The sequence below is a fragment of the Glutamicibacter sp. MOO4 genome (genome assembly GCF_056934395.1).
The window spans coordinates 1,848,033-1,870,803 of the sequence record NZ_CM167800.1 but is presented as its reverse complement, the minus strand read 5'-3'; the positions used below and the strand labels follow the sequence as shown (position 1 = coordinate 1,870,803).

The window sequence follows — 22,771 nt, the reverse complement described above, 5'->3', positions numbered from 1 at the left end:
GTGCGGCGTAGTACAGTGACCGCATGGAAACACAGGTGAACAAGGACGATGACCTTCTGGTAAGAAATGGCATTACCGATGAGGCCACTGGCCGTCGTCGCGCAGAGGAAGCACGAGAATTATTGCTCATGGTCGCACGATCGGTTATTCGCGAGGGCAGTTTCACGATGGATCATCTGATAGTTGTTGGAATGGCCGCGCGTGCGCAGTCGCTGCATGAAGCGGCATTCAGTGCGATCAACTCGAATAACCCGCACGCTGCGTTCACCTTGCTCCGTGCCTATTTAGAACAGTCTGCGGCGGCGCTCTACTTGAAAGACCATCCGGATAAGGCTGAACGGCTTTGGAACGATCTTGAGGGCCGCGGAGTGCCTGTTGGTCGAATTACCAGTTATGCGGACCGCAGCGGACGCTTCCAGCATTTCCGACAGGTTTACGATCAGCTCAGCAAATATGCACACCCAAGTTCAATCAGCCACTTTGCTGGCATGAGGGTAGGCGGCGGAAGTGAATTCACTTTCCAGACCGCACCACGTTTCAAAAGCGAAGGAGAGAAGCTGGTAGCGTACGCCTGGCTCGTAGAGTTCGCTTATATTGCTCATGTCTTCTTATTTGAATTTGCTGAATCAAAGGGACTTGGCAAGATCGAACGTCCTGAATAGTCGTTGGCGACGTGGCGCGCGAGATGATGCCCATTGCACATGACGTCCTCTCGGCAGGATTCGCCGTTGTCCGAACGATAGCGTCTCATAATCATCACTTGTGCGAGACGGGACCCGGTCCTTGTCACCGCACCAATTGTTTCGCCTCAGAAGCCTGTCTCGTATCTGTAACAGGTGCGACAGGCTAAATGGGACGCGAGGGCATGCTCAATGGGCCACACAACGTGGGTTCGAACCGCATCGTCGAGCGTTCTAAGCCGGTGTCGGCTGGTTAGAACTTAGATACTCCAATGTCGCATTGAGAAGAATTATTAGATCTCGCGCTGAGGTGTGTTTAAAGTCGACGTCAACGGTTGCCTCGAATCGAAGGGTTCCATCACCGTAAAATCCTGGCGTAGTCTGCCTGCGGCTATTCTTCTTACCGTTGCTCAAAGGGGAATCTTTGAAGCCATGCTTGATGACACTTTCCCAATCACCCTTGATCTCGGGGCGGCCTGTTCCACTTTGGCGCACTAAGAGGTCAAGAAGATCTGGATGGAGTTCGGCGAGATGATCTTCGAGTGAGTTACAGGTGATGACTGCGTCCATATTGTGGGCGAGATCGTACGCGGCTCTGCGTACTTCCTCGTCCTCGGATTGTTGAGGTCGAGGATCGAAGTCAACGCCGAACCGCAGCTCCCCGCGGAGCCGATTGCTATTCCATCGGATCTCAGCAATAAAGGCTCGGTCTATGGTCTCGCCACGGATCGGCGTCCAAGCCTGTATTATCGGTAGGCCGCCACCACTGGTGACTCCGGCCTTGGCCCATCTGCCGGCCGCGCTCAGGTCGAGAGCGATCCTGCGGGTGACCACTCTAGCCAGGAACTTTTCGTCGAGAGCGGTCAGGGGAACCAATTGACTTGACGTCGGTGGTTCGAAGACGCCTGAAATCATGTCGTCCCAGCCGCGCAGGACGGTGGCTGCCTCGCTCGCAAGGAGCCGTGCGAGTTCGTCTTTGGAATGTTCCCACTTGCCAAAAAGATTGCTTAAATTAAGGAACCCCCACACCTCCCTGTCAGTTTTCGAGAGGCGTCCTTCATCGAAGCTAAGTGCTGCGAGATAGGCGGCTCGGCCTTGTTGGGCTTCATAGGCAGACTGTTGCTCTTCACTCATTGAATGGCCGAGCTTTACTTCGATCGCGGCGCTGTTAGACCCGGATATCAACACTAAATCCGCGTAGTTCTCGCTCTTGGATCCCTCACGTTTGACCTCTTCGGGAATGAAACCGACGAGGTCGATCCATGGAGAAGGGTCTCGGTCACTAAGGTACTGAATAAGGTCCGAAATGTTCGTCTCCCGCGCAAGAAGGCGACTTAGCCCGCGACCGCGACTCCAACAACTCATTTGATTGCTCATACTGCTCATCATCGCTCAATTCCCGACCTAGGATTCGTAGGTGACGGCCAGATTGGGAATGTGACTATCTTCGACCTATGCCGGCGATAGGTGCTTTTGACAAGCGGCCGTCCTCGCAGTCTCCAAGGCACCGAGCCCTTCTGCCGTGTTGAGATGCATGACCGTTCGCTGGTTCCGTGCGTCCTACTTTGAGTTCGGAGCAGGGCGGCCGCACCTCAACCCTGACAGACAGGGAATAGCGCGAAATGGTTCTTCTGTTCCTAAGAAATGTGTGAAAGCCTTGAGTTCCACTGTCTACGATGTGATGAGTTTCAGTGTCTACGAAGTAACGAGATTTCACCCCGGCTTGCAAGAACAGAAGTACCTTCAAGCGCTATTCTGCACAGAAGAATGGAAGTTACTACACAACCTTTTTCGAGTGACCTCGATGTTGCCCAATCCTGATAAATACGGGTAGCGGTACCCGCTACCCGTACTCAGCACCGGTCGAGTTTAACTTATGGAATCCGATTTTGAACTGTGCCCGTCATTCCAAAAGTGTGAAAAAGGCGAGTCAAAGCTAGGAACACCGATGAATCCACTGCTCAACTTGCTACTAGCGCTGTGCCAGGCTTAGGGCGTTGAGATTCAAGATGCTCTACTCAAAGAGATTCCCGCTGTTATCTATGCTGGCGAGTCCACGGTATCGAGTAATCCGGCTTTTTGCCCTTCATCAAGTAAGTACGAGATGAACGCTGAGCATGAAATGAGCGCGTACTTTGCCAATGCCTGATTCGCGTCAGCAGCTTCGATGCCAGCATGACGAATCCCATCAGCGTCTGAAGTCCATCCATACATCTTTAGCCAGGCATCTTTGAGTGCTGGATGGATTTTGAGCCCTGAAGATTCAAGTTTCTTAATCCCCTCGCCCAAGGTTCCCTTACCGGTGATCTTCTTGACGATCGCTTCTACAGCTGAGATGGATTCCTTGATTGAATTTGGGTAGTCCGGCTGCTTGCGGTCGGCAAAAAGTTCGACTGCTCGCTGCAGAGAGTGGCGTACCCCAGCGAGATGGTCGGTTTCGTCAAGGGCAGACTGTATGGCATCCAGTTCTGCATCGGTATCGATAGGTGTGATGTGAGTATCGATGAAACGATAGCCGACTAGGTTTTTCTCAAATGTGCGATTGATAGCCTCAATTGCAGAGGTGTGTATATTTTGAAACGATTCGCTTGAGCGTAGCTCTAGCCGTTCCATGAGAAATTCGATGATGCTCAGGCTGTCATACCAATTGTCGTCAATGATCGTACTTTTTATGGCTGCCCATACATGGGTATTGTGGGGTTTTTCGTCAGACGCTCTGTTGTAGAAGTTGGCCCAAACTGACTCGAGTAACCTGTCTTCGGTTTCATCTGAAGAATATCGTCTGTTGATAATCTCATCGAATACTTCTTTGAGGACAACGACATCGTTCCACAAAGCTATTCTCGTTTGCTCATCAAGTTCGTCTTTTTGGATCAATTTGCGTGCTTGGCGGAAGCCCATGCGTTCGGCGAATGTAGTCATAGAATCACAATATATCGCCGGGCGCCATGCAGCATTGGAGACTCTGCCACAGGTTAAGCGCCTTAGCCATCTATCGGTTTGTAGTGGACGTTGCCTGCGAAGGAAAGCTGGACAAGAATTATTATTCAAGGTCAGAGGCCGTTGATTCGGCGTTGCCGTTGAGTTTCTGTGGAGTTGATATGGTCCCTGCTGTTGTATCGGCGGCTGTAGTCTGCGAAGTCTGACATGGCGAGGAATTCAGGTGGGAGGTTTGCCATGGATCCTAAGCGTCGACAAATTTCCTCAACCAGACTTTCAACGTTTTTCATCCTTTGTTTGAGTGAGACGCGTATTGTTGCATGCCCGACTTCCTCCGAGTACGCACTGGCGGAGTAGACCAGTGACTGTGCATTCATCCAGCCAGCAATATCCGGTAAAAGTTCCATTTTCTGACGAAACTTCAGCTTGCGGTAGCGTAGTGGCGAGGTAGTCTCAAACCTCATTAAACAAGTGGAACCAGCAAAGATCGCATCTTCTGGGTGCCTATAAGTAATGGTGTGTTCTGCGCCTCCGATTAGGCGGATATTTCGTGGAACGATAATCGATCCAACACCAACATGCATCATTCGATGCCGGTCCTTCCGCGCTAGCTCGTTCAACCAATAGAGCGGAGATAACTGCGCGTCTTCTACAGGCTCGGAAAGCCATGGAGGGGAACAAGACTTGAACCGTGTCAACATAAAGGGTTGAAAACCCCGAAGCACGTCGATGAGGCCTTCTTCTAGATCAGCGTTCTTGATTGTTTTAGAGTCCTTGAATTTTCTCTGGGACTCAAAAATGGGAAACTCGATGAAATTTGATTTCGATGGCGTTGCGGTCCCTTGATTAGCCCCTACGCAAGCATGAAGTGCGTTGTCTAACGACGAACGTAACTGCTGAAGCCAGATACTAAAATGTAGTCCTAATTTATCGGGAACTGGAGATTTCTCCACGCCCAATAGGGAGTGGCTTGTCTCCGACGCCGATTCGAGCGAGAACGACCATGGGGTAGTTGCGAGGTAATCGCTCCAACCCTTCTCGAAGAGAGCCCTTTGAGCTCTAGCTTCCTTCAAGCGAAGCAGTACACCTTGGAATAGACGTTCTGCTAGTGCAGTCATCTCAGGGTTTTCGCTCACCCAAGGACGAAGAGTGGGGCGACCGCTGGGCAGTCTTCTAGATTGCATACTTAATCTATATAGCTAAGACCTTCAATGAACAAGACATGCTAGCGCTGCAACAAGCCCGTGCGCTTACTGGCGACGGCCACTATGGCTAAGGCCGCTACATCGATTGGACCGTAGGCCAATGGGCGAACCGACGTGACTTACGCATGCTAAGCGAGCACCGACAAACCCTGCACCAAACCAAAACTGTTCGGATCCTCAAGAAATATCCACAGTGCGCGGACGCATCTGACCGGTGGATACCGACGGGGAGCTAGGCTTATTTGGATCGCAAAGACCAAAGAGCGCGTGTGGCCTCGCGGGTCCAATTCATCTTGAATCGCAGTGACGGGCTGGCGAAGTCCAGTCGGTACGTCTTCGTCCAGAACATTTCGGGTACTCCCGTTGCTCTTCTTTCGGTTTTAACCGACCGAGGGGTGGTGCTCCATCTGGTGCGTGTATCTTGTGACGCTTGGTGCTCGCTGGATCCTGTTTCTAACCGTCTTGAAGCCAGGTTCCTGTGGTGCGCTGGTTAAGGGTTCACCGAGCGAAGGCGGGTACGCACAGAACTCGCGCCTCGAACTCTGTGGTGCGTGTATCTTGTGACGCTTGGTGCTCGCTGGATCCTACGTGGCTCCAGTTAAGGGGCTCTTCTGGATTCAAACGGTAAACGCCTAAACCCAACGCTTTAGATCCCTGTGTGTTACTGGGACACTACTGCTATTGGCATGCACGAATATGCAAGTGTGGGTCCGATTACTGTCGATAATTCGACAGCAACCGGACCCGTTTCCACGCTATATCTAGTTACGCATCAACCGCAGTCTTTGAGTGACGCAGGAACGGGTCACCATCAACTTGTTGATCATCCTTCTTCAGTGCAAAGAATCCGTAGACGCCGGCTAGCAGCACCACAATGGCAATGGTGATGAAAGTCTGCTCGTTGCCTACGCGGTCGTGCAGTGCGCCCAGTGGGGTGGACAGAACGACGTTACCAATCTGTGCCGAGACCTGGAAGCCAACCATGTACAGGGTGGCTGACAGTGCTGGGTTGAAGTGCAAGGTGAAGTAACGGAACACCGGCAGGATGAACAGCGGAGTTTCGATTGCGTGCAGCATCTTGATGGCCGAGACCAACAGCGGATCATCCACCAGGGCACAGCCCAAGATGCGAACGAACATGATGGCGACACCCATGAGGAGGGAAGCACGTACACCTACACGGCGCATGATGATTGGAACGATACCGAGCATGGCAGCTTCAAAGAAGACCTGTACTGAGTTCAGGATTCCGTAAACGCGCTGACCGGTAGCAGGATCATCAAAGAGTCCGGTGTAGAACTCTGGGAACATCTGCTGATCAAAGACGGTGTAGAAAGTCCATGAGAGCATCACGAAGATGATGATCAGCCACAGGCTAGGCAAACGGAACAGGCCAAGCATTTCACGGAAGGAAGGCGTGGAGGCAGGGGACATAATTCCCTCGACCGGACGCTTAGGTACCGGCTCACCCTTGGCACGCGAAAACAACAACAGAGCTAGGTGTACCAGTCCAAGTACGGAACCAATCCAGAAGTTCAGCATTGGGTTGATGGTGAACAGGAAGCCGGCTGCCAAGGCAACTACGGCGTAACCGAAGGACCCCCACATGCGAGCCTGGCCGTATTCAAAACCGAAACGACGGCTGTAGCGTTCGGTCAAAGCTTCAAACAGACCCACACCAGCAAGGAAGCCAATGGAGAGCACAATGGCGCCAAGGATGACACCTGTCATGAAGTTGCTCTGCAGTAGCGGCTGGTAGACCCACGTGACGAATGGCCCAACCAGTGCGGTCACCGCAGCCAGCACGACGGCTAGATGCTTCTTAACACCCAGGCGGTCCTGGATAGCTCCGTAAGCAAACATGAGGACCAAGGTGGCCAGCGAGTTCACTGAGTAGACGGTACCGACCTGTGCACCGGTCAGTGCTAGACCGGTCGTTTCGCTGGTGAGCCAGATTTGGAAGAAGGACCACCAGATACCCCAAGATGCAAAGAACAACAGCATCGAGAAGGAACTTTGGAGGTATGTCGGATTTCTTAGAGATGTTGTAAAGCCAGCCATCTTTGCCCTGGTTTCTTTCGTGTGCATGTAAAGCGAAATTAGTGAGTGAGTGCGTTAGTGAAGTCTTCAAGCCATGGGGGATTTGCTCCGGCCTGTGCCACTGTCAGTGCAGCAGAAGTAAGTGCACCACGCAAAGCTTGTTTAATGTCTTCAGATTTCAGTTCAGTTCCGTCACGAAGTGCCATGACGAGATCAGGAAGTGAAAGTACTCCATAGAGTAGTCCGGACATAAAAGCATCTCCGGCACCGATGGTGTCCTTGAGATTGGTGGGGGAGGCCTCAACGTCGTAGCGCTTGCCAGCAGCAAGTGCCAGACATCCGTCTCCGCCCTGCGTCATGACAGCGACGGCTGGGCCGAGGCTAGCTACGTGTTCTAGTACTTCCCACGCTTCTAAGTCTGGGTAAAGCCACTGGCCATCCACGTCACTGAGCTTCACTACGTGGCTGAGGCTGATGAGCAGCTCAATACGCTCTAGTGCAGCTTCGCGGTCTTCGACAAGATCCGGACGTAGGTTCGGGTCATAGCTGCGCAAGGAATCTGCAGATGCATTTTCAAATGCGTCCACAATGCACTGGCCGGATGGTTCAATCCATGCGGCGATGGAGCCGGTGTGCAGCAAGGTGGTCTGTGTATCCGCGTCCACCGCAGGAATCTGCTGGTGGATATCAAAAGTGTAATGAGCGTTGGAGTGCTCATCCATCTCTACCTGAGCTACCGAGGTGGAACGTTCCGTGACTGAACCCGGTGCAACCTGGACACCTGAATTGCTCAGATGTTCAGCAATTTGCTCACCATAGGTGTCCTGACCAAATTCGGTGTGGAACTGAACCTTGCGCCCGAGACGGGACAGGCCAACAGCAACGTTGAGTGGAGATCCACCTGGATGTGCAGTTTCGCCAACAACATCAACAAGGGATTCACCAAGAACGGTAATCAGGCTCATGCGTTGGTACCTGCTTCAATCTCTTCCAGCGGTAGTACTGCAACAGAGGCATTGGTTCCGCCGGCTAATTTCAGTACGCCATAGGCTGGTGCAGCTTCACCGGTGAGCTGATCGGTCAGTGAGCGAAGTCCATCTGCAGCAAGGATTTCAATGGAACCGTGATCTAGCAGAACCTGGACCGTGATTTCAGCCAGCCCTGCTGGCAGTGGCATGCGCTGCGTTGACGCGTAGAGTTCATGATCAACCAAGCCTGCGGTACGTTCATGCGTCAGCAACGCAGCGTCAACAGTGATTTCACTGATCAAGCTGTCATCCGCACGGTGGAAGGACAGCTTTGCTGATTCGCTGACGTTTCCTGCAAAGCGCAATTCAACTAGAGCTGGGGAGCCCAACTCAATGCGAGTTTCTGTGCCGGTCACTGGCTGAGAAACAACATCGGTGACTGGCAGTCCAAGGATCTGCTGGCGGATCTCAAAGTTATCTTCAGCGTTCTTGACCAAGTCCAGGGTGCGAGCGGTACTCATAGAACCGCGCCATCCATCATTAGGAAGATCGCGGGCATAATCCCAGTTGCTCATCCAAGCAATCAGAGTCTGCTGATCAACTGGCAGTCCGTGGAAGCTGACGCCGGCGTAGAAGTCACGGCCGAAGTCCAACCATTTGGCGGCGCTTAGTGCTTCAAAGTCCAGTCCCTCTACAGCGGCTACGTCTTGATCCGGGGTGAAGGTAGTGCCGTCAAATTCGCCAACAAAGTATTGGGTACCGGAACCGCCAGCAATGCCGCCTGGGTTCAGTGAAACAATAAGGACCCACTTGAGCTGGTCAGTTCCCGAAACTGGAAGCTGGAACAAGTCCGGGCATTCCCAGATGCCAGTGACTGCTGCCTTTGGCCCGAAGCTGGAAAACTCAGTCCAATCAATCAGGTTCTCGGAACGGTAAATCACTACGCGACGTTCAATCGCTTCTACAGCTACTAAGACCCAGTAGGAGCCTTCAGCAGATTCGTAGCGGGAGACCTTAGGGTCGCGGAAGTCTTTGGAACCGCGGTCAATGACTGGGTTCTGCGCGTACTTGGTGAAAGTTGCGCCACCATCTAGCGAGTAGGCAATGGCCTGGGACTGGTTGGTCTCGTCCTTGGCTGCTGCGGTATAGATGGCAATAACCGGTGGGATGGTTCCGTCGCCGAAGCCACTGGTGTTGTCATGGTCCACCACGATGGAGCCGGAGAAGATGTCAGCAACGTCGCCATGCAGGATGGCAATAGGCAGTTCTTCCCAGTTCACTAGGTCAGTGCTTACTGCATGTCCCCAGGACATGTTGCCATGGCCAACACCATTGGGGTTGTGCTGGAAGTACAGGTGATATTGCTTTCCATCAAAGAACAAACCGTTGGGATCATTGATCCAGTTTTTCTTTGCTGTGAAGTGTAGCTGTGGTCGCTTCACCGCGACCTGCTGGGTTTCGGGCAACGCTGCCATCCTTCAATAAGAGAGTGCTAAATGCATTTAGCACAAAACTCTAGCAGTGTGATGTGATCCCTGCAATAGGCTAGGCTCGAATAATTGCATGTCAACGGTGGCAAGAAGGAAACGTGGAAACACACAAAGCAAAGCGGGTAACACTAGCTGACGTGGCAGAAGCCTCGGGAATGTCCAAGGCTGCAGTCAGCATGATCCTGAACAAAAAACCAGGAACACGACTGTCAGCCGAAGCCACCGAACGGGTCCGCGCTGTCGCAACAGAGTTGGGCTACCGCCCCAACGCTGCCGCTCAATCCCTGCGAAGTGGCAAGACACGCACGCTGGGATTCATTTCTGATCAAGTTACCGTCACCCGTTTCGCCTCGGAAATGATTACGGGCATCCTGCGTGAAGCCGAAAGCCGTGACCACACGGTGCTCATTGCTGAGACCTTTGGCAAGCCCGAGCAAATGGCTGAAGCCATAACGCAGATGACTCACCGAGATGTTGACGGACTGATTCTTGGATTCATGGATTCTCGTCAACGTGATTTGAAGATTCCTCAGACTGAACTTCCCACCGTTCTGGTAAACGGGATAGACGAGAGTCCTTGTACTTCGGTGCTTCCCAATGAGAGGGAGTCCGGCGCCAAAGCAGTTCAGCGCGTGATTGAATCCGGCGCTCAAAGCGTTGCCGTTATCGGTGAACTGAAAAACGCCGAAAAAAATCCACGGATCTATCCCAGCATCACTCGACGTTTCGGATCCATGCGTCAGGCCTTGGTGGAATCAGAACTAGAGGTTCTTGGCCACTGGGTACTGGAAGACTGGAACCCCACGGATGGGTACGAGGCCACCACGCGAATGCTGGCCGAGGGCTATAAGCCAGACGCCATTATCTGCGCCAACGACCGTGTGGCCATGGGCGTCTTTCAAGCGCTCGCCGAAAAGGGTCTGGCACCGGGAACGGACCTCTCTGTACTTTCCTTTGATGATGAGATCATCGCTTCCTACCTGCGCCCGCAGCTGAGTTCAATCCGTCTTCCGTATGAAGAAATGGGAGCGCTGGCTGTTGGACTGCTTCTCGACGGGAAGCTGGAACCCGTTGAGCATGAAATTGATATGCCGCTCATCGAGCGCGACTCCATGAAGAGCAACTGACGCAAGCATCTCAACGCAGCTTGCGAGTGAATCAGGAAATTTCTTACGTTGCCCGCAAATTCTGACTAGTACCTTTACTGTCATTAAGCGGAGCTTCGCCCGCGCAACGAAGCGACTTTTGTGGCCTAGACCAGTTGCTTCTACCTGCCTCCAGTTAAGTCCAGTGGACCTTTGACCTGCGCTGGCTTCACAAAGCGGTGCGTTTTCCAGCAGTGATCTCCTGACTTTGTGCGCCCAAATCCGCAGGAATCAAGGAAATGCCGACCATTCGAACTTTCCGCCTTGACACTCATAAGTGATGTGGGTTACCTTATTTCTCAGCGTAGTAACGCGCGTTACTGAATCGTGTTAGCAAATCGTTTACACGGCAAGAAACGCACTGATCTCAAAGGGGAGGAGGGGACATGTCTCAGCAATCCGTCACCATGGCCGATGTCGCCAAAGCGGCCGGAGTCAGCCGAACAACGGTGTCATTTGTACTCAATGGTCGGATGGAATCGAGCATCCCTGAATCCACAAGAGAAAGAATCAACCAGGCGGCACGCGACCTGGGCTACCGCCCTAACGCAGCCGCACGGACCCTGGCCAGCAAACGCAGCTCATGGTTCGGTCTGGTTACCGAAATCGCCACCTCTCCCTTTGCTACTGACGTGATCAAAGGAGCACAGCAGGCAGCATGGGAAGACGGCAATTTTCTCCTCGTTGCACCAAGCGACGCGGAACCGGGAATGGATCACCGTGCGGTGGAGAAGCTACTTGAACAACAAGTCGGCGGACTGATCATTGCAACCACCTGGCACCGAGAAATAACAGTGCCAGCCAACGCAAGAGCAGTTCCATGCGTTCTGGTTAATTGCTTTGACGCTGACGGAGAATTTCCCTCAATTGTCCCGGATGAAATCGGAGGCGGTTATGCCGCCGCTGAAATTCTCGCTAACGCCGGACACACCAACATTGGGCACATCACCGTTGCCACAGGAATCCCTGCACAAATCGGGCGCCAAACCGGTATGAAGCAGGCTCTGCGTGAACATGGGATAGAACAAGACGATTCAAAAATCGTCCCCGGTGACGGTACGGCAGACAGCGGATATCACGGGACACAAACGTTACTAAGCCAACCTGATCCACCCTCCGCAATTTTCTGCGGAAATGACCGGATCGCCATGGGCGCCTATGACGCAATCAAAGAACTCGGTTTGCGTGTGGGAGAAGACATTTCAATCGTCGGCTTTGATGATCAAGAAATTCTGGCTCCGCATATGCGACCAAAACTGACAACCATCGCTTTGCCCTTTGAAGAAATGGGCTTGGCTGGAGTATCACTACTAAACCAAATGGTAGAGGGCTCACCGATTGAGAATCGCCAAATTACCATCGGCTGCCCTCCACGCATTCGTTCATCTGTGGCCTTGCACGGCCAAAGATGAGCTTCCCCTCCGCTACACATCACATGAATGGATGAGGAACTTCAATGATAATCAAATACCTACGCCGGGCGCACCTCGCCGCGGCAACAACCGCCGTAGTCGGTGCACTCGCCTTGAGCGGATGCGTCGCATCTAATCCTGGCGGAACTGAAGGAAGCAACGGATCTGCAAGCGCTGCGTTCCTCACCATTCCGCGTGAAGATATGGGAACTTTCTCCCGAAACTTCAACCCATTCTCACCAAATGCTGCGCCAATGACCGGTCAGTCCATCTATGAATCCATGCTGGTTTACAACCCAGCAGGCGGCAACACTGTGCCATGGCTAGCCACCGATTGGGTAGTTGGTAAAGACGGAAAGTCACTGACCTTCAACCTTCGCGATGACGTTAAATTCTCTGATGGTACCAAGCTGACTTCTAAGGACGTCAAGCTTTCGGTAGAACTGCAGAAGAAGATTCTTGGCGGATATGACTACCTGAAGTCAATCAAGACTCCGGATGATTCCACCGTAGAATTCATCTTCAGCAAGGCGTACACCCCGGCCCTCTATGAACTGGGCCAGCAGGTTATTGTCCCGGCCCACATCTGGTCCAAGTTCAAGAAGCCAGGCAATGAAGAGAACCCGAAGCCTGTAGGCACCGGTCCTTACACCGAGGTAGGCAACTTCCAAGCACAGTCCTTCGAGTTGGGAAAGAACCCGAACTACTGGCAAGCAGACAAGCAGAAGCTTGGCGGCATCCGTATGCTGGCCTTCGCCGGTAACGACGGCGCCAACTTGGCCGCTATCTCCGGTGACGTTGACTGGACCCAGACCTACATGCCAGATATCCAGTCCACCTACGTGGATAAGGATCCTGAGCACCGTCACTTCTGGTTCCCAACCACCGGTTCAGAAATCAACTGGCAGCTGAACACCACCAAGAAGGATTTCTCGGATGTTCGCGTGCGTAAAGCACTGAGCATGGCTGTTGACCGCGACCAGGTTACCAAGGTTGGCATGTCCGGCTACGCCAAGCCTGCCGACTGCACCGGTCTCTCCGGCAACTACGACAAGTGGCGTGATGCCTCGGTAGTGGAGAAGTGCGACTGGACCAAGCGCGATGTTGAAGGTGCCAAGAAGCTTCTTGATGAAGCTGGCTACAAGGAAAACGCTAAGGGTCAGCGCACCACCCCAGGTGGCAAGCCATTCGCTTTTGATATCTCGGTGGGCTCAAGCTCAACCGACTGGCTGTCAGTAGCAAACATCATTGCGCAGAACCTCCAGGACGTGGGCGTCAAGGCCACCGTTGATTCTCCTGACTGGGCTTCGGTCACGGCAGGATATGAGACCGGTGAATTTGATACCGGCATCGTTTGGACCGCAAACGCACCGACCCCGTACCAGTACTACCTGAACCTCATGGGTAGCCAGAACGTGAAGCCGGTAGGCAAGCAGACCTTTGATAACTACCACCGCTTCAGTGACAAGAAGGCAGATGAGCTGCTGAACAACTTTGTCGCTACCAGCGATGAAGGTGAACAGAAGCAGATTGTTAATGACCTGCAGGCACGCTACAGCGAACTGGCGCCAGTAGTACCGCTATTTGCCGGCCCAGAGTGGGGCGCCTACACCACCGAGAACTTCGTTGGTTGGCCAACCGAAGAAAACCCTTACGCAACTCTGAGCAACCGCGCACCAACCACTGTCTTGGTGCTCACCAGCCTAGAGCCAGCGAACTAGCAACAATTCCCTTCCGTAGTGGGCGGATTCTATCCGCCCACTACGTTGCGATCCTTAGTCAAGGACACACACCATGAGTTTCCTCTTACGACGCCTAGGCTTTTATCTTTTAGCCTTCTGGGCGTCAATCACCCTAAACTTTCTGCTGCCACGACTGATGCCAGGTGACCCCGTCACCCGCATGCTTTCTCGTTCGCAGCAACGACTCGAACCTCAACAGGTCGAAGCACTACGCACCTTGATGGGCGTAGATGGCGGCCCAATCATCCCTGAATACTTTGCCTACCTTGGCCGTATCCTCACCGGTGACTTTGGGATGTCGATTTCCCGTTTCCCCACACCGGTCTCTGAGGTTATCGCCTCGCAGTTGCCATGGACCTTGTTGCTTGGGTTGACGTCTTTGATTATCGCGGTGATCCTTGGCAACCTACTAGGCATCCTTGCTGCCTGGCGTCGTGGCGGATTCTTGGACTCGGTGGCACCACCACTGTTGGTTTTCATCGGCTCATTCCCGTACTTCTGGCTGGCCATGGGTGCGCTGTACATCTTTGGCATCAACATGGGCGTAGCTCCAATGCGCCACGCCTTCTCCGTAGGATTGGTCCCCGGCTTCAACCTTGTATTCATCTTGGACGTAGCCGCCCACCTGATCTTGCCAGCGCTGACCATCGTGTTGGTTTCGCTAGGCGGTTGGATGTTGGGAATGCGCAACACCATGATTGCCACCAACTCTGAAGATTACATTTTGATGGCTGAGGCTAAGGGCCTTCGCCCACACCGCATCATGCTGAACTACGCAGCACGCAACGCGATGCTGCCTTCGGTGACCAGCATGGGCATGAGTATTGGATTTATTGTCGGTGGCGCACTGCTCACCGAAGTGGTGTTTGCCTACCCAGGTGTTGGCTACCAGCTACTTGGTGCAGTTCAAGGCCTTGACTACCCACTGATGCAGGGCATGTTCTTGACCATTACCGCCGCAGTGCTGATTGCAAACTTCCTCGTAGACCTGGTCTACATCCGACTAGACCCTCGCGTGCGGAAGGGCTGAACATCATGAGTCAGAATGTCACAGATCCCCAAACCCTGATAGCTGAAGAGCCCACTGAAGAAAGCGCAGCCAACAGAGCCCGCGTGAGCGCTACCCGACTGTTGCGCACCTTGCTACGCAACGGCAAAGCAGTCGCCGGGCTGAGCATCATCGTTGTCTTCATCGTCTTGGCGCTTCTGGCACCGGTGCTCTTCCCGGGCGACCCAGCACGTATTACCTCTGCGGGTGCAAGCACCCCAAGTCTGCAGCACTGGTTGGGTACCACCACCAAGGGGCAGGATGTTTTGGGGCTGACACTGTGGGGCGCACGTTCCTCACTCTTTGTCGGCTTTGCCGCAGGCATCTTCTCTACCGTGGTTGGCGTCTTAGTTGGTTTGAGCGGTGCCTACTTTGGGCGTGGCCTAGACGAAGTACTGTCCTTGGTTACCAACGTGTTCCTGTTGGTTCCTGGCCTTCCTTTGCTAGTGATCCTGGCAGCCTTCATGCCGCCAGGTCTTGGAACGGTCATTGTTGTATTGGTGATTACCGGCTGGGCAGGCAGTGCACGTGTGATGCGCTCACAAGCCATGTCCATCCGAGGCAAAGACTACGTCGCCGCAGCGCTGGTCTCGGGCGAACGCCCACTGCGCATTATGGTGCGCGAAATTCTTCCGAATATGGCATCGGTGGTTATGACCACCTTGCTGGGCTGCATCATCGGTTCCATCGGTGCCCAGGCTGGCCTTGAATTCCTGGGTCTAGGGGACGTGAACACAATTTCGTGGGGTACCAACCTGTTTTGGGCCACCAGTGATGGCTCGCTGATGCTGGGTCAATGGTGGATCTTTGTGCCGTCGGGTCTGGCCATCGCATTGGTTGCCTTCGCCTTGGCGCTGTGCAACTACGCAGTTGATGAAATCACCAACCCACGCCTGCGCCGACCAAAGCATGCAACAAAGAGCACCGCGGCAACCACCGTGGTGCGAAAGGAAGAAAAATGAGCGTCCCGGTATTGGAAGTCCAGGACCTGACCGTTGAATACGTGAGTGATGAACGCGCTGTACGTGGAGCGGACCGAGTCAGCTTCACCATCAACTCAGGTGAAATCTTTGGTTTGGCTGGCGAGTCCGGCTGTGGCAAGTCCACTATCGCCAACTCGATCATGAGACTACTCAAGGATCCGGCACGCATCACCAACGGCAAGATTCTCTTTGATGGCAAAGACGTGCTGGGCATGGACGAAGCATCCTTGCGAGCATGGCGTTGGAACAACGTAGCTATGGTGTTCCAATCCGCCATGAACTCGCTCAACCCGGTCACTCGCATTGGTGAGCAGTTTGTTGACGTGATTCGTACACATCGCGGTGGCAGCCGTGCCGAGGCACTGAACCGCGCAAAAGAGTTACTGCAGATGGTGCGCATTGATCCGGCTCGATTGCGCGCTTACCCGCATCAGCTCTCCGGCGGACAACGCCAACGCATCGTCATTGCTATGGCCTGTGCGTTGAACCCGCGGTTATTAATCCTTGATGAACCAACCACGGCACTAGATGTGGTGGTTCAGCAGGAAATCTTGGAGCAGATTCGTGAACTGCAAACCGAGCTTGGATTCGCCATTCTCTTCATCACCCATGACATGTCGTTGATGCTTGAGCTCTCCAACCGCATCGGCATCATGTATGGCGGTCGCATTGTTGAAATGGCTCCATCAGAGGTTCTGCGCGACGACTCAAGTCACCCATACACTCAAGCGTTGCTCGGAGCTTTCCCTCCACTTCATGGGCCACGGGTGAAACTCACCGGTCTGGCAGAGGGAACCAAATTTACTGACATTCAGGACCTTGAAGAAATCAGTCAGGGACATTGGGTGTCTCCGACTAATCAGCCAGTGCTGTCGCAAGGAGAACTGTCATGACTTCAACTGCAACGCCTCAGACCTCCACCGGTCCGGCCGTTTACATTCGCTCAATGAGCAAGTCCTACAGCAGCTCTTCACTGCTCAAGCGAAAGAGGATTCCTGCGCTAAGGGATATTGATCTTGAGATTCAGCGCGGAGAAATTGTTGCGCTGGTAGGGGAGTCTGGCTCAGGAAAATCGACGCTAGCCCGTTGCTTGGCGCTACTTGAGACTCCTGATTCCGGTGAGGTCCTGGTCAACGGCAAAGAGATTGCTGGTCTCAAGGGAGCCGCGGCACGTAAGTACCGCAGCGATGTCCAGATGGTCTTCCAAGATCCCTTTGGTTCGCTGAACCCAACCTTCCGAGTTGAGCACATCCTTGAACGCGCGTTGGCTTTGCACCAACCCGAGATCAGATCCAAGCGCAATGAAATGGCCAGGTTGGTGAGCACTGTGGGTTTGAACCCTGAGGTGCTTTCTTCCTTCCCCCATGAGCTGTCCGGTGGGCAACGTCAGCGTATCGCCATCGCACGTGTGTTGGCAGCTAAGCCAAGTGTCATCTTGGCTGATGAGCCGACCTCGATGTTGGATGTTTCGGTCCGTATTGGTGTTCTGAACCTGCTCCATAAGCTGCGCGATGAGCATGGAATCAGCATCCTCTACGTCACCCATGATCTGGCGTCTGCACGTTATCTTTCGGACCGTATCGCGGTACTGAATGAAGGGCGCATTGTTGAGTCGGGGGAGTCGGTGCAGCTGCTCGATAACCCAAGACATCCCTACACCCAGTTACTCGTTGGTGCCGTGCCTAACCCAGACCGTAACAGCACCCAGGACGCAACTAAGCGTGCGGCCCTGCGTGAAAAGATTCATCGCTGGTCAACCGGCGCCAACCTCAAAAAACACATGATCGATGAAGCTAACCAGCACTGGGTGCTGGCCGAGGAAAGCGAGATGAATTGACCTCTAAAACCACAGACGCGAGCAATGATGGTCCGTCCCGGCGAAGCATTGTCGCCACACTTGCCTCGGCCACCGCATTAGGCCTGACCGGACTCGGCACAGGCGTAGCCAACGCTGCACCGGCAGCACCACGGGCAGAAACTAAAGCGAAAGCCACCACAGCCATGAGCTACCGCCCCAGCTTCCACTTCAGCGTTCCTGATAACTGGAAGAACGATCCGCAACGTCCCATCTATTTGGACGGCGAGTATCTGTATTACTACCTGTACAACGAGGACTACATCCTTGGTGGCACGGGTACCAGCTGGCGATTGACGACTACCAAAGACCACGTGAATTTCGCTGACCAAGGTATCGCAATCAGCAAGCACGCCAGCAAGAACGGTGACTGCTGGTCAGGCTCAATCGTCATTGATGAGAACAACACTGCTGGTTATGGGAAGAATGCGCTCATTGCCTTGGTTACTCAGGCACCTAATAGCAAGCAAGCACAATACCTCTGGTACTCCACCGATAAAGGCCGAACCTTCCAGCCAAGTGGAACCGAACCAGTACTAGCAAATCCGGGCAAGGAAGCTTTCCGCGATCCCAAGGTTATTTGGCATGAAGAGTCTTCCCGGTGGGTCATGCTCAATGCTGAAGGTGACCGACTGGGAATCTATGTGTCTGAAAATCTGAAGCAGTGGAAACGCACCAGCGAATTTGTGCGCACAACTCTGGGCATCCTTGAATGCCCAGACCTGTTCCAAATCCAGGCCTCTGATGGAACCAAGCATTGGGTGCTAGGTACCAGCGCCAATGGAAAGCCGCGAGACTTGCCTGCTACCTATGCCTACTGGCTCGGTAAGTTTGATGGAACAAGCTTCACCACAACAGAAGATGACCCGCAATGGTTGGACTGGGGCTTCGACTTCTATGGAGCGGTGACCTACCCAGATCACCACGCTGACGGCAGCGAGAACCCTGAACTGCGTCGTGCCATTGGCTGGAACAACTTCTGGGATTACCCGCATAACGCACCAAGCATGGCCACCGATGGTTACAACGGGGATGACATGATTGTCCGCGAAGTAAGGATGATCGCCGGCAAGAGCGGATACTACCTCGCTTCAGTCCCGGTGGCAGAACTGGATCAGTTGGCGGGCCCTACGGTCAGCCTCGGTAGCCCAAAAGTATCTGGCGAAAAGGTTCTGGAATTCTCCAGCAGCGCCTACGAACTGACCTGTGAATTGAACTGGGACCCAGCCAATCCACCGGAAAACGTTGGCTTTGAATTGTGTCGGGCAAAGACCGGGACTCGTCACGTTGCCACTGGGCTCTACTTGGCTGGTGGATTCGCTTATGTGAATCGCAAGCCGAGCTTCCACCCAGGGGATAGGAGCGAAACCAAGAGTCCGCTCAAGGTGTCCAACGGACGCGTAAAGGTACGAATCTTGGTAGACCGTTCCAGCGTTGAAGTCTTCCTCGGTGATGGACGGATTGTTCATTCACACCGGGTGTTCCCGCTAGCGTCAGATTCAGGGATCAAACTCTTTGTTTCTGGCGGCAAGGCAACCTACAAGAACCTCAAAGTGCGCAACCTGAGCTTCGCGTAGCCAATGATCTTTGAATTCATCTCGTGGGAAGTATGACGAGACGAAGACTGGGAACAGAAAGGGATGCCTCCAAGAATCTTTTGATTCTTGGAGGCATCCCTTCTCAGTGTTCAAAGACAATTAGACCGCAATGACCGGATTGGTCAGTTCGCCAATTCCCTGAATCTTGCAGGTGACTTCATCGCCAGCCGCGATCCGTCGGCTCGTGGCAGGGAAGCCCGTCAAGATGACATCACCAGGCTGTAGGGTCAAGAATTCACTGTGATAAACCAAGATCTCTTCGACGCCCCAACCGAGGTTCTGCGTAGTCGAGGTTTCTAGTGCTTCGCCGTTGTGTACGATTCCTATTTCTAGGTCTTGGTCCTCTAGACCAACAACAATCCATGGACCCAGTGGTGTGAACGTATCTGGGCTCTTGGCACTGATCCATAGTTCATCAGCTTTCTGAGCATCACGGTCCGTGACGTCATTGCCGATAGTTACACCAAGAACAACCTCGCGAGCATTGTCCAGTGTTAGATTCTTTGCTGGTTTGCCAATGACAATCGTCAGTTCGGCTTCAGGCTCGACGCGAGCGTCGGAGCTCATTAGCTCAATTGTTTGGTTCGGTCCGATGACTGAACTGGCAGCCTTGTGGAATGGCTGCGGTGGAATGGCGCGGCCTGGTGCACCGGTGTTATGGGCCATGCCAAAGACGTTGGTTGGGGCGCAGGGTGCAAGTAGATCAAACTGGTCTTGTGAGACGACATCGTCGATTTCCCAACCCTCGCGTGAAGCGCTGTTTTGGTTTGCTCGTGATGTCGGGAATGGCGAATCGATGATCGTCCACGTTTGACCCTCGGGGGAGTCGTAGTCCTCCGCGTCATTTCGTACAAAGAATTGCTCTGGAATTGGTGAGTCTTTTGCGTCCTTGGGATGGACGCGGGCAATGCGATATGAAGCTTCAGGCATGAGGACATCGTATCTTCCAGAGCAGGCCCATTTAGCTTTGGGTCGCATTGCTACGGGAACTGATGAAGGAGTCATCAACGACGTGATGGCCCTCTCATCCATGGCGCAAAGGCCACTACTGTGCTGTTCAACGAAAGTATCGAAGCTCGGACTAACGCCATGCCCAAAGTGAAGACCCTTATGACCAAGGGGTGTGCGGCACGCACGATCCTGACTCCAGCAAGCTGTTGAATCGGGACAGCTAGAATCGCTGTGATCTTGCCAACAAATCCAACATACTTACTGGTCAGTAACGGGGTTGGTTGTGAGACGTAACCCCGGAATCAAGCCGAAGTATAGTCTTACAATGTAAATCTAGACCTTCTTGGGACTCAAATAAATAGGTTGACAGTTCTCAACCTTTTTTAGATAGTTGAGTAATGTCAACTTCTGCACCACCTATAGAACCGAGCGTGAAATCATCGGCACCGATGAAGCCCGCTCAGGTCATGCTTTCCATCTCCGGCCTCATGGCCGCCATCTTTACCGTTCTGGTTTCGTCCACCGTGGTGGCAACACCAATGCCAGAAATCGTTGCGGATCTTCGCGGTACCAACACCGAGTACACCTGGGTACTGGTTGCGGCCTTCCTGTCCATGACAGTGACCACCCCAATCTGGGGCAAGCTCTCCGATATCTTTAACCGCAAGCTGCTGCTACAAATCGGCTTGATCATCTTCGTTGTTGGTACCGTTGCAGCCGGCTTCTCCAGCCAAATCGGTGGCGACTCGCACGAAGGCGCTATGAAGTGGCTTATCGGCTGGCGTCTGATTCAGTCCATCGGTACCGGTGGCCTGATGGCGCTGGTTCAGGTGGTTATGGCTGACATCATCTCGCCTCGCGAGCGCGGTAAGTACATGGGCATCATGGGTGCCGTCATGGCCGTCGGACAGATTGGTGGTCCACTGCTTGGTGGCGTTATCGCCGATAGCTGGGGCTGGGAATGGTGCTTCTACGTTTGTGTGCCATTTGCTGTTGTTGCATTCTTGCTGATCCAGGGAACCCTGCACATCAACCAGGTCAAGCGCGAGACCAAATTCGACTTCCTCGGTGCTGCACTGATCATTAGCGGCATCAGCCTCTTGCTGATCTGGATCAGCTTGGGCGGTAAGACTGCAGACTCAGGTGGATTCGCTTGGGATTCCTCGGAGAGCATCATCATGGTCTCCGCCGCAGCAATACTAATTGCTGCCACCGTTTTCTGGGAACTGCGCATCAAGGAACCAATCATCCCGTTGCGTCTGTTTGCACAGCGCACCTTTGCACTGTCCTCCGTTGCATCGATTGCCGTTGGTGTGACCATGTTTGGTACCGCCGTGTTCCTCAGTCAGTACCTGCAGCTCTCACGCGGCTTCACCCCAACCCACTCCGGTCTGCAGACTTTGCCAATGGTTCTTGGCTCCATGTTTGGTGCCATTGTTGTAGGTCAGTTGATCTCCCGTACCGGTTACTGGAAGAAGTACGTAGTAGGCGGCGGCGTAGTACTGACCGTTGGTCTTTACCTGATGTCGCGTATCGACTACGACACTCCATTGTGGTTTGTGGATCTTGGCATGTTCTTGCTTGGTCTTGGTTCCGGTGTGCTCATGCAGAACCTAGTTCTGGTTACACAGAACTCACTGCCTCCACGAATGATCGGTTCCGGTTCCGGCGCCATTGCCTTCTTCCGTAGCCTCGGCGGCACCATCGGTGTTTCCGTTCTTGGAACCGTGCTTGGTACCCAGGTATCCGACAAAATGAAGTCCGGTATGGACAAGATTCTTGAAGAAATCAACAAGGCTGCCGGTGCTCCGCAGATGTTTGTTGATCACCCTGACTGTGCAGATAGCTTGAAGTCCCTGACCAGCGGCACCGTTCCAGCCGTCAACGACCTATGTGAACCAGTGCGTACCGTCGTGGAAAGCGCCTATGGCCAGTCCATTGCCTTCTTGTTCCTGCTGGTTGTCCCATTGGCAATCGTCACCCTGATCTGTGCAATTTTCCTGCCTAATAAGCCACTGTCCAAGAAGACTGCTTCCGAGCAGATTGAGGAAGAGCTTGGCGGAGAACTTGCTGCCCTTGAGCCAGCCGAACGTGGCGGCCGCGGATACGAAGAACTCATCGCTACCGGTGCGATAACGCTGCCAACTGAAGAAGAGCTGGCCGAAGCGCGTAAGCAGTTGCACGTGGCCCGTCGGATGGATGAGCGCGACCTAGTTGATCAGGTCATGCGTAACCGAAACGCACTTCCTGGTGAAGGCGTTGGGACCACGGGGTCTGAGCAAAACGTCGAACCAAGCGTTGCCCAGAAGCTTCAGAACGCAGAGAGCGAAGTGCACCATGAAGCTGCCCGCGCAGAATTCATGGTTGAGGAACTGCAGGGAGCGCTAGAGCGTGCCCGCGCAGCTCACGCACAAATCGAAGAGCAGGTAGGTAATGCTGTTCACACTCTGAAGTCCTATGATCAGAAGCTAAATGCTCTAGGCGAGCGTGTGGATGACACTGAACGTGCACAGCACGAACTGCGTCTCCAAGCGCAGGCCGAACGCCGTGCGGTTAGCCGGATGCAAGGACGCCACGCAGCACAGAGCGAAGCTACCGCTCCTGCTGAACCACAGCCGGTCGCTGATGCTGGTACTCAGCCTTCGGCACCTGCAAAGCCAGCTGGCGAGCAGCCAAGCGGTACCGATGAAGATTCTCGGAGCGCAGGGTTGTGA

Annotated in this window: 17 protein-coding genes; 10 read left to right on the top strand and 7 right to left on the bottom strand. The window is 53.6% G+C overall.

All coding sequences use genetic code 11. From position 1 onward, the window contains the following. Window positions 1-23 precede the first annotated feature (23 nt). The gene (locus AC1Z3F_RS08670) at window positions 24-662 is read left to right on the top strand and encodes a hypothetical protein (RefSeq protein WP_483565557.1); all 639 of its coding nucleotides are present in this window, start codon (window positions 24-26) and stop codon (window positions 660-662) included. Window positions 663-914: 252 nt separating this feature from the next. On the opposite strand, the gene AC1Z3F_RS08665 is transcribed toward AC1Z3F_RS08670, so the two are convergent. From AC1Z3F_RS08665 to AC1Z3F_RS08640, 6 genes are all read right to left on the bottom strand, one after another. Next, a complete protein-coding gene (locus tag AC1Z3F_RS08665) occupies window positions 915-2,057 on the bottom strand; it encodes a hypothetical protein (protein ID WP_483565556.1) in 1,143 nt (380 codons plus the stop codon). 663 nt (window positions 2,058-2,720) lie between these two features. Continuing rightward, window positions 2,721-3,602, bottom strand: coding sequence for an AbiJ-NTD4 domain-containing protein (locus tag AC1Z3F_RS08660; RefSeq protein WP_483565555.1), 882 nt, complete (start codon window positions 3,600-3,602; stop codon window positions 2,721-2,723). A gap of 131 nt (window positions 3,603-3,733) precedes the next feature. Beyond that, window positions 3,734-4,738 carry a hypothetical protein gene (locus AC1Z3F_RS08655; RefSeq protein WP_483565554.1) on the bottom strand — a complete coding sequence of 335 codons (1,005 nt, stop codon included), beginning with the start codon at window positions 4,736-4,738 and terminating at the stop codon, window positions 3,734-3,736. Window positions 4,739-5,590: 852 nt separating this feature from the next. After that, complete coding sequence (locus AC1Z3F_RS08650; RefSeq protein WP_131088737.1) at window positions 5,591-6,886, bottom strand: MFS transporter; 1,296 nt, start codon at window positions 6,884-6,886, stop codon at window positions 5,591-5,593. Window positions 6,887-6,924: 38 nt separating this feature from the next. After that, a complete protein-coding gene (locus tag AC1Z3F_RS08645) occupies window positions 6,925-7,830 on the bottom strand; it encodes a carbohydrate kinase family protein (protein WP_483565553.1) in 906 nt (301 codons plus the stop codon). Beyond that, the gene (locus AC1Z3F_RS08640) at window positions 7,827-9,299 is read right to left on the bottom strand and encodes a glycoside hydrolase family 32 protein (RefSeq protein ID WP_483565552.1); all 1,473 of its coding nucleotides are present in this window, start codon (window positions 9,297-9,299) and stop codon (window positions 7,827-7,829) included. The genes AC1Z3F_RS08645 and AC1Z3F_RS08640 overlap by 4 nt, the downstream gene beginning before the upstream one ends. A gap of 122 nt (window positions 9,300-9,421) precedes the next feature. On the opposite strand from AC1Z3F_RS08640, the gene AC1Z3F_RS08635 reads away from it, so the two are divergent. The 8 genes from AC1Z3F_RS08635 to AC1Z3F_RS08600 all read left to right on the top strand — a co-directional run bounded on the left by AC1Z3F_RS08635 (window position 9,422) and on the right by AC1Z3F_RS08600 (window position 19,085). Next, a complete protein-coding gene (locus AC1Z3F_RS08635) occupies window positions 9,422-10,450 on the top strand; it encodes a LacI family DNA-binding transcriptional regulator (RefSeq protein ID WP_483565551.1) in 1,029 nt (342 codons plus the stop codon). A gap of 404 nt (window positions 10,451-10,854) precedes the next feature. Beyond that, window positions 10,855-11,880, top strand: a complete 1,026-nt coding sequence (locus AC1Z3F_RS08630; RefSeq protein ID WP_262199643.1) for a LacI family DNA-binding transcriptional regulator — start codon at window positions 10,855-10,857, stop codon at window positions 11,878-11,880. 44 nt (window positions 11,881-11,924) lie between these two features. Next, complete coding sequence (locus AC1Z3F_RS08625; protein WP_483565550.1) at window positions 11,925-13,601, top strand: ABC transporter substrate-binding protein; 1,677 nt, start codon at window positions 11,925-11,927, stop codon at window positions 13,599-13,601. Between the two features lie 73 nt (window positions 13,602-13,674). Further along, on the top strand, window positions 13,675-14,652 hold the full coding sequence (locus AC1Z3F_RS08620) for an ABC transporter permease (RefSeq protein ID WP_483565549.1): 978 nt from the start codon (window positions 13,675-13,677) through the stop codon (window positions 14,650-14,652). 5 nt (window positions 14,653-14,657) lie between these two features. Further along, window positions 14,658-15,632: an ABC transporter permease gene (locus AC1Z3F_RS08615; protein WP_483565548.1), complete on the top strand. Its 975-nt coding sequence runs from the start codon at window positions 14,658-14,660 to the stop codon at window positions 15,630-15,632. Further along, window positions 15,629-16,546, top strand: coding sequence for an ABC transporter ATP-binding protein (locus tag AC1Z3F_RS08610; RefSeq protein WP_262199645.1), 918 nt, complete (start codon window positions 15,629-15,631; stop codon window positions 16,544-16,546). The genes AC1Z3F_RS08615 and AC1Z3F_RS08610 overlap by 4 nt, the downstream gene beginning before the upstream one ends. Then, window positions 16,543-17,490, top strand: a complete 948-nt coding sequence (locus tag AC1Z3F_RS08605) for an ABC transporter ATP-binding protein (RefSeq protein WP_483565547.1) — start codon at window positions 16,543-16,545, stop codon at window positions 17,488-17,490. The genes AC1Z3F_RS08610 and AC1Z3F_RS08605 overlap by 4 nt, the downstream gene beginning before the upstream one ends. Next, a complete protein-coding gene (locus AC1Z3F_RS08600; protein ID WP_483565546.1) occupies window positions 17,487-19,085 on the top strand; it encodes a glycoside hydrolase family 32 protein in 1,599 nt (532 codons plus the stop codon). Before AC1Z3F_RS08605 ends, AC1Z3F_RS08600 begins: the two co-directional genes overlap by 4 nt. Window positions 19,086-19,205: 120 nt before the next feature. Here AC1Z3F_RS08600 and AC1Z3F_RS08595 read toward each other — a convergent pair whose 3' ends face one another. Beyond that, the gene (locus tag AC1Z3F_RS08595; RefSeq protein ID WP_483565545.1) at window positions 19,206-20,036 is read right to left on the bottom strand and encodes a fumarylacetoacetate hydrolase family protein; all 831 of its coding nucleotides are present in this window, start codon (window positions 20,034-20,036) and stop codon (window positions 19,206-19,208) included. Between the two features lie 452 nt (window positions 20,037-20,488). Between AC1Z3F_RS08595 and AC1Z3F_RS08590 the strand changes: the two genes are divergently transcribed. Then, complete coding sequence (locus AC1Z3F_RS08590; protein WP_262199648.1) at window positions 20,489-22,771, top strand: MFS transporter; 2,283 nt, start codon at window positions 20,489-20,491, stop codon at window positions 22,769-22,771.

Bases quoted from the DNA above. Each gene is read 5' to 3' on its own strand.
- AC1Z3F_RS08605 (WP_483565547.1), top strand. From the start codon at position 16,543: ATGACTTCAACTGCAACGCCTCAGACCTCCACCGGTCCGGCCGTTTAC.
- AC1Z3F_RS08665 (WP_483565556.1), bottom strand. From the start codon at position 2,057: ATGAGCAATCAAATGAGTTGTTGGAGTCGCGGTCGCGGGCTAAGTCGC.
- AC1Z3F_RS08610 (WP_262199645.1), top strand. From the start codon at position 15,629: ATGAGCGTCCCGGTATTGGAAGTCCAGGACCTGACCGTTGAATACGTG.
- AC1Z3F_RS08625 (WP_483565550.1), top strand. From the start codon at position 11,925: ATGATAATCAAATACCTACGCCGGGCGCACCTCGCCGCGGCAACAACC.
- AC1Z3F_RS08645 (WP_483565553.1), bottom strand. From the start codon at position 7,830: ATGAGCCTGATTACCGTTCTTGGTGAATCCCTTGTTGATGTTGTTGGC.
- AC1Z3F_RS08670 (WP_483565557.1), top strand. From the start codon at position 24: ATGGAAACACAGGTGAACAAGGACGATGACCTTCTGGTAAGAAATGGC.
- AC1Z3F_RS08630 (WP_262199643.1), top strand. From the start codon at position 10,855: ATGTCTCAGCAATCCGTCACCATGGCCGATGTCGCCAAAGCGGCCGGA.
- AC1Z3F_RS08660 (WP_483565555.1), bottom strand. From the start codon at position 3,602: ATGACTACATTCGCCGAACGCATGGGCTTCCGCCAAGCACGCAAATTG.
- AC1Z3F_RS08615 (WP_483565548.1), top strand. From the start codon at position 14,658: ATGAGTCAGAATGTCACAGATCCCCAAACCCTGATAGCTGAAGAGCCC.
- AC1Z3F_RS08650 (WP_131088737.1), bottom strand. From the start codon at position 6,886: ATGGCTGGCTTTACAACATCTCTAAGAAATCCGACATACCTCCAAAGT.
- AC1Z3F_RS08655 (WP_483565554.1), bottom strand. From the start codon at position 4,738: ATGACTGCACTAGCAGAACGTCTATTCCAAGGTGTACTGCTTCGCTTG.
- AC1Z3F_RS08620 (WP_483565549.1), top strand. From the start codon at position 13,675: ATGAGTTTCCTCTTACGACGCCTAGGCTTTTATCTTTTAGCCTTCTGG.
- AC1Z3F_RS08595 (WP_483565545.1), bottom strand. From the start codon at position 20,036: ATGCCTGAAGCTTCATATCGCATTGCCCGCGTCCATCCCAAGGACGCA.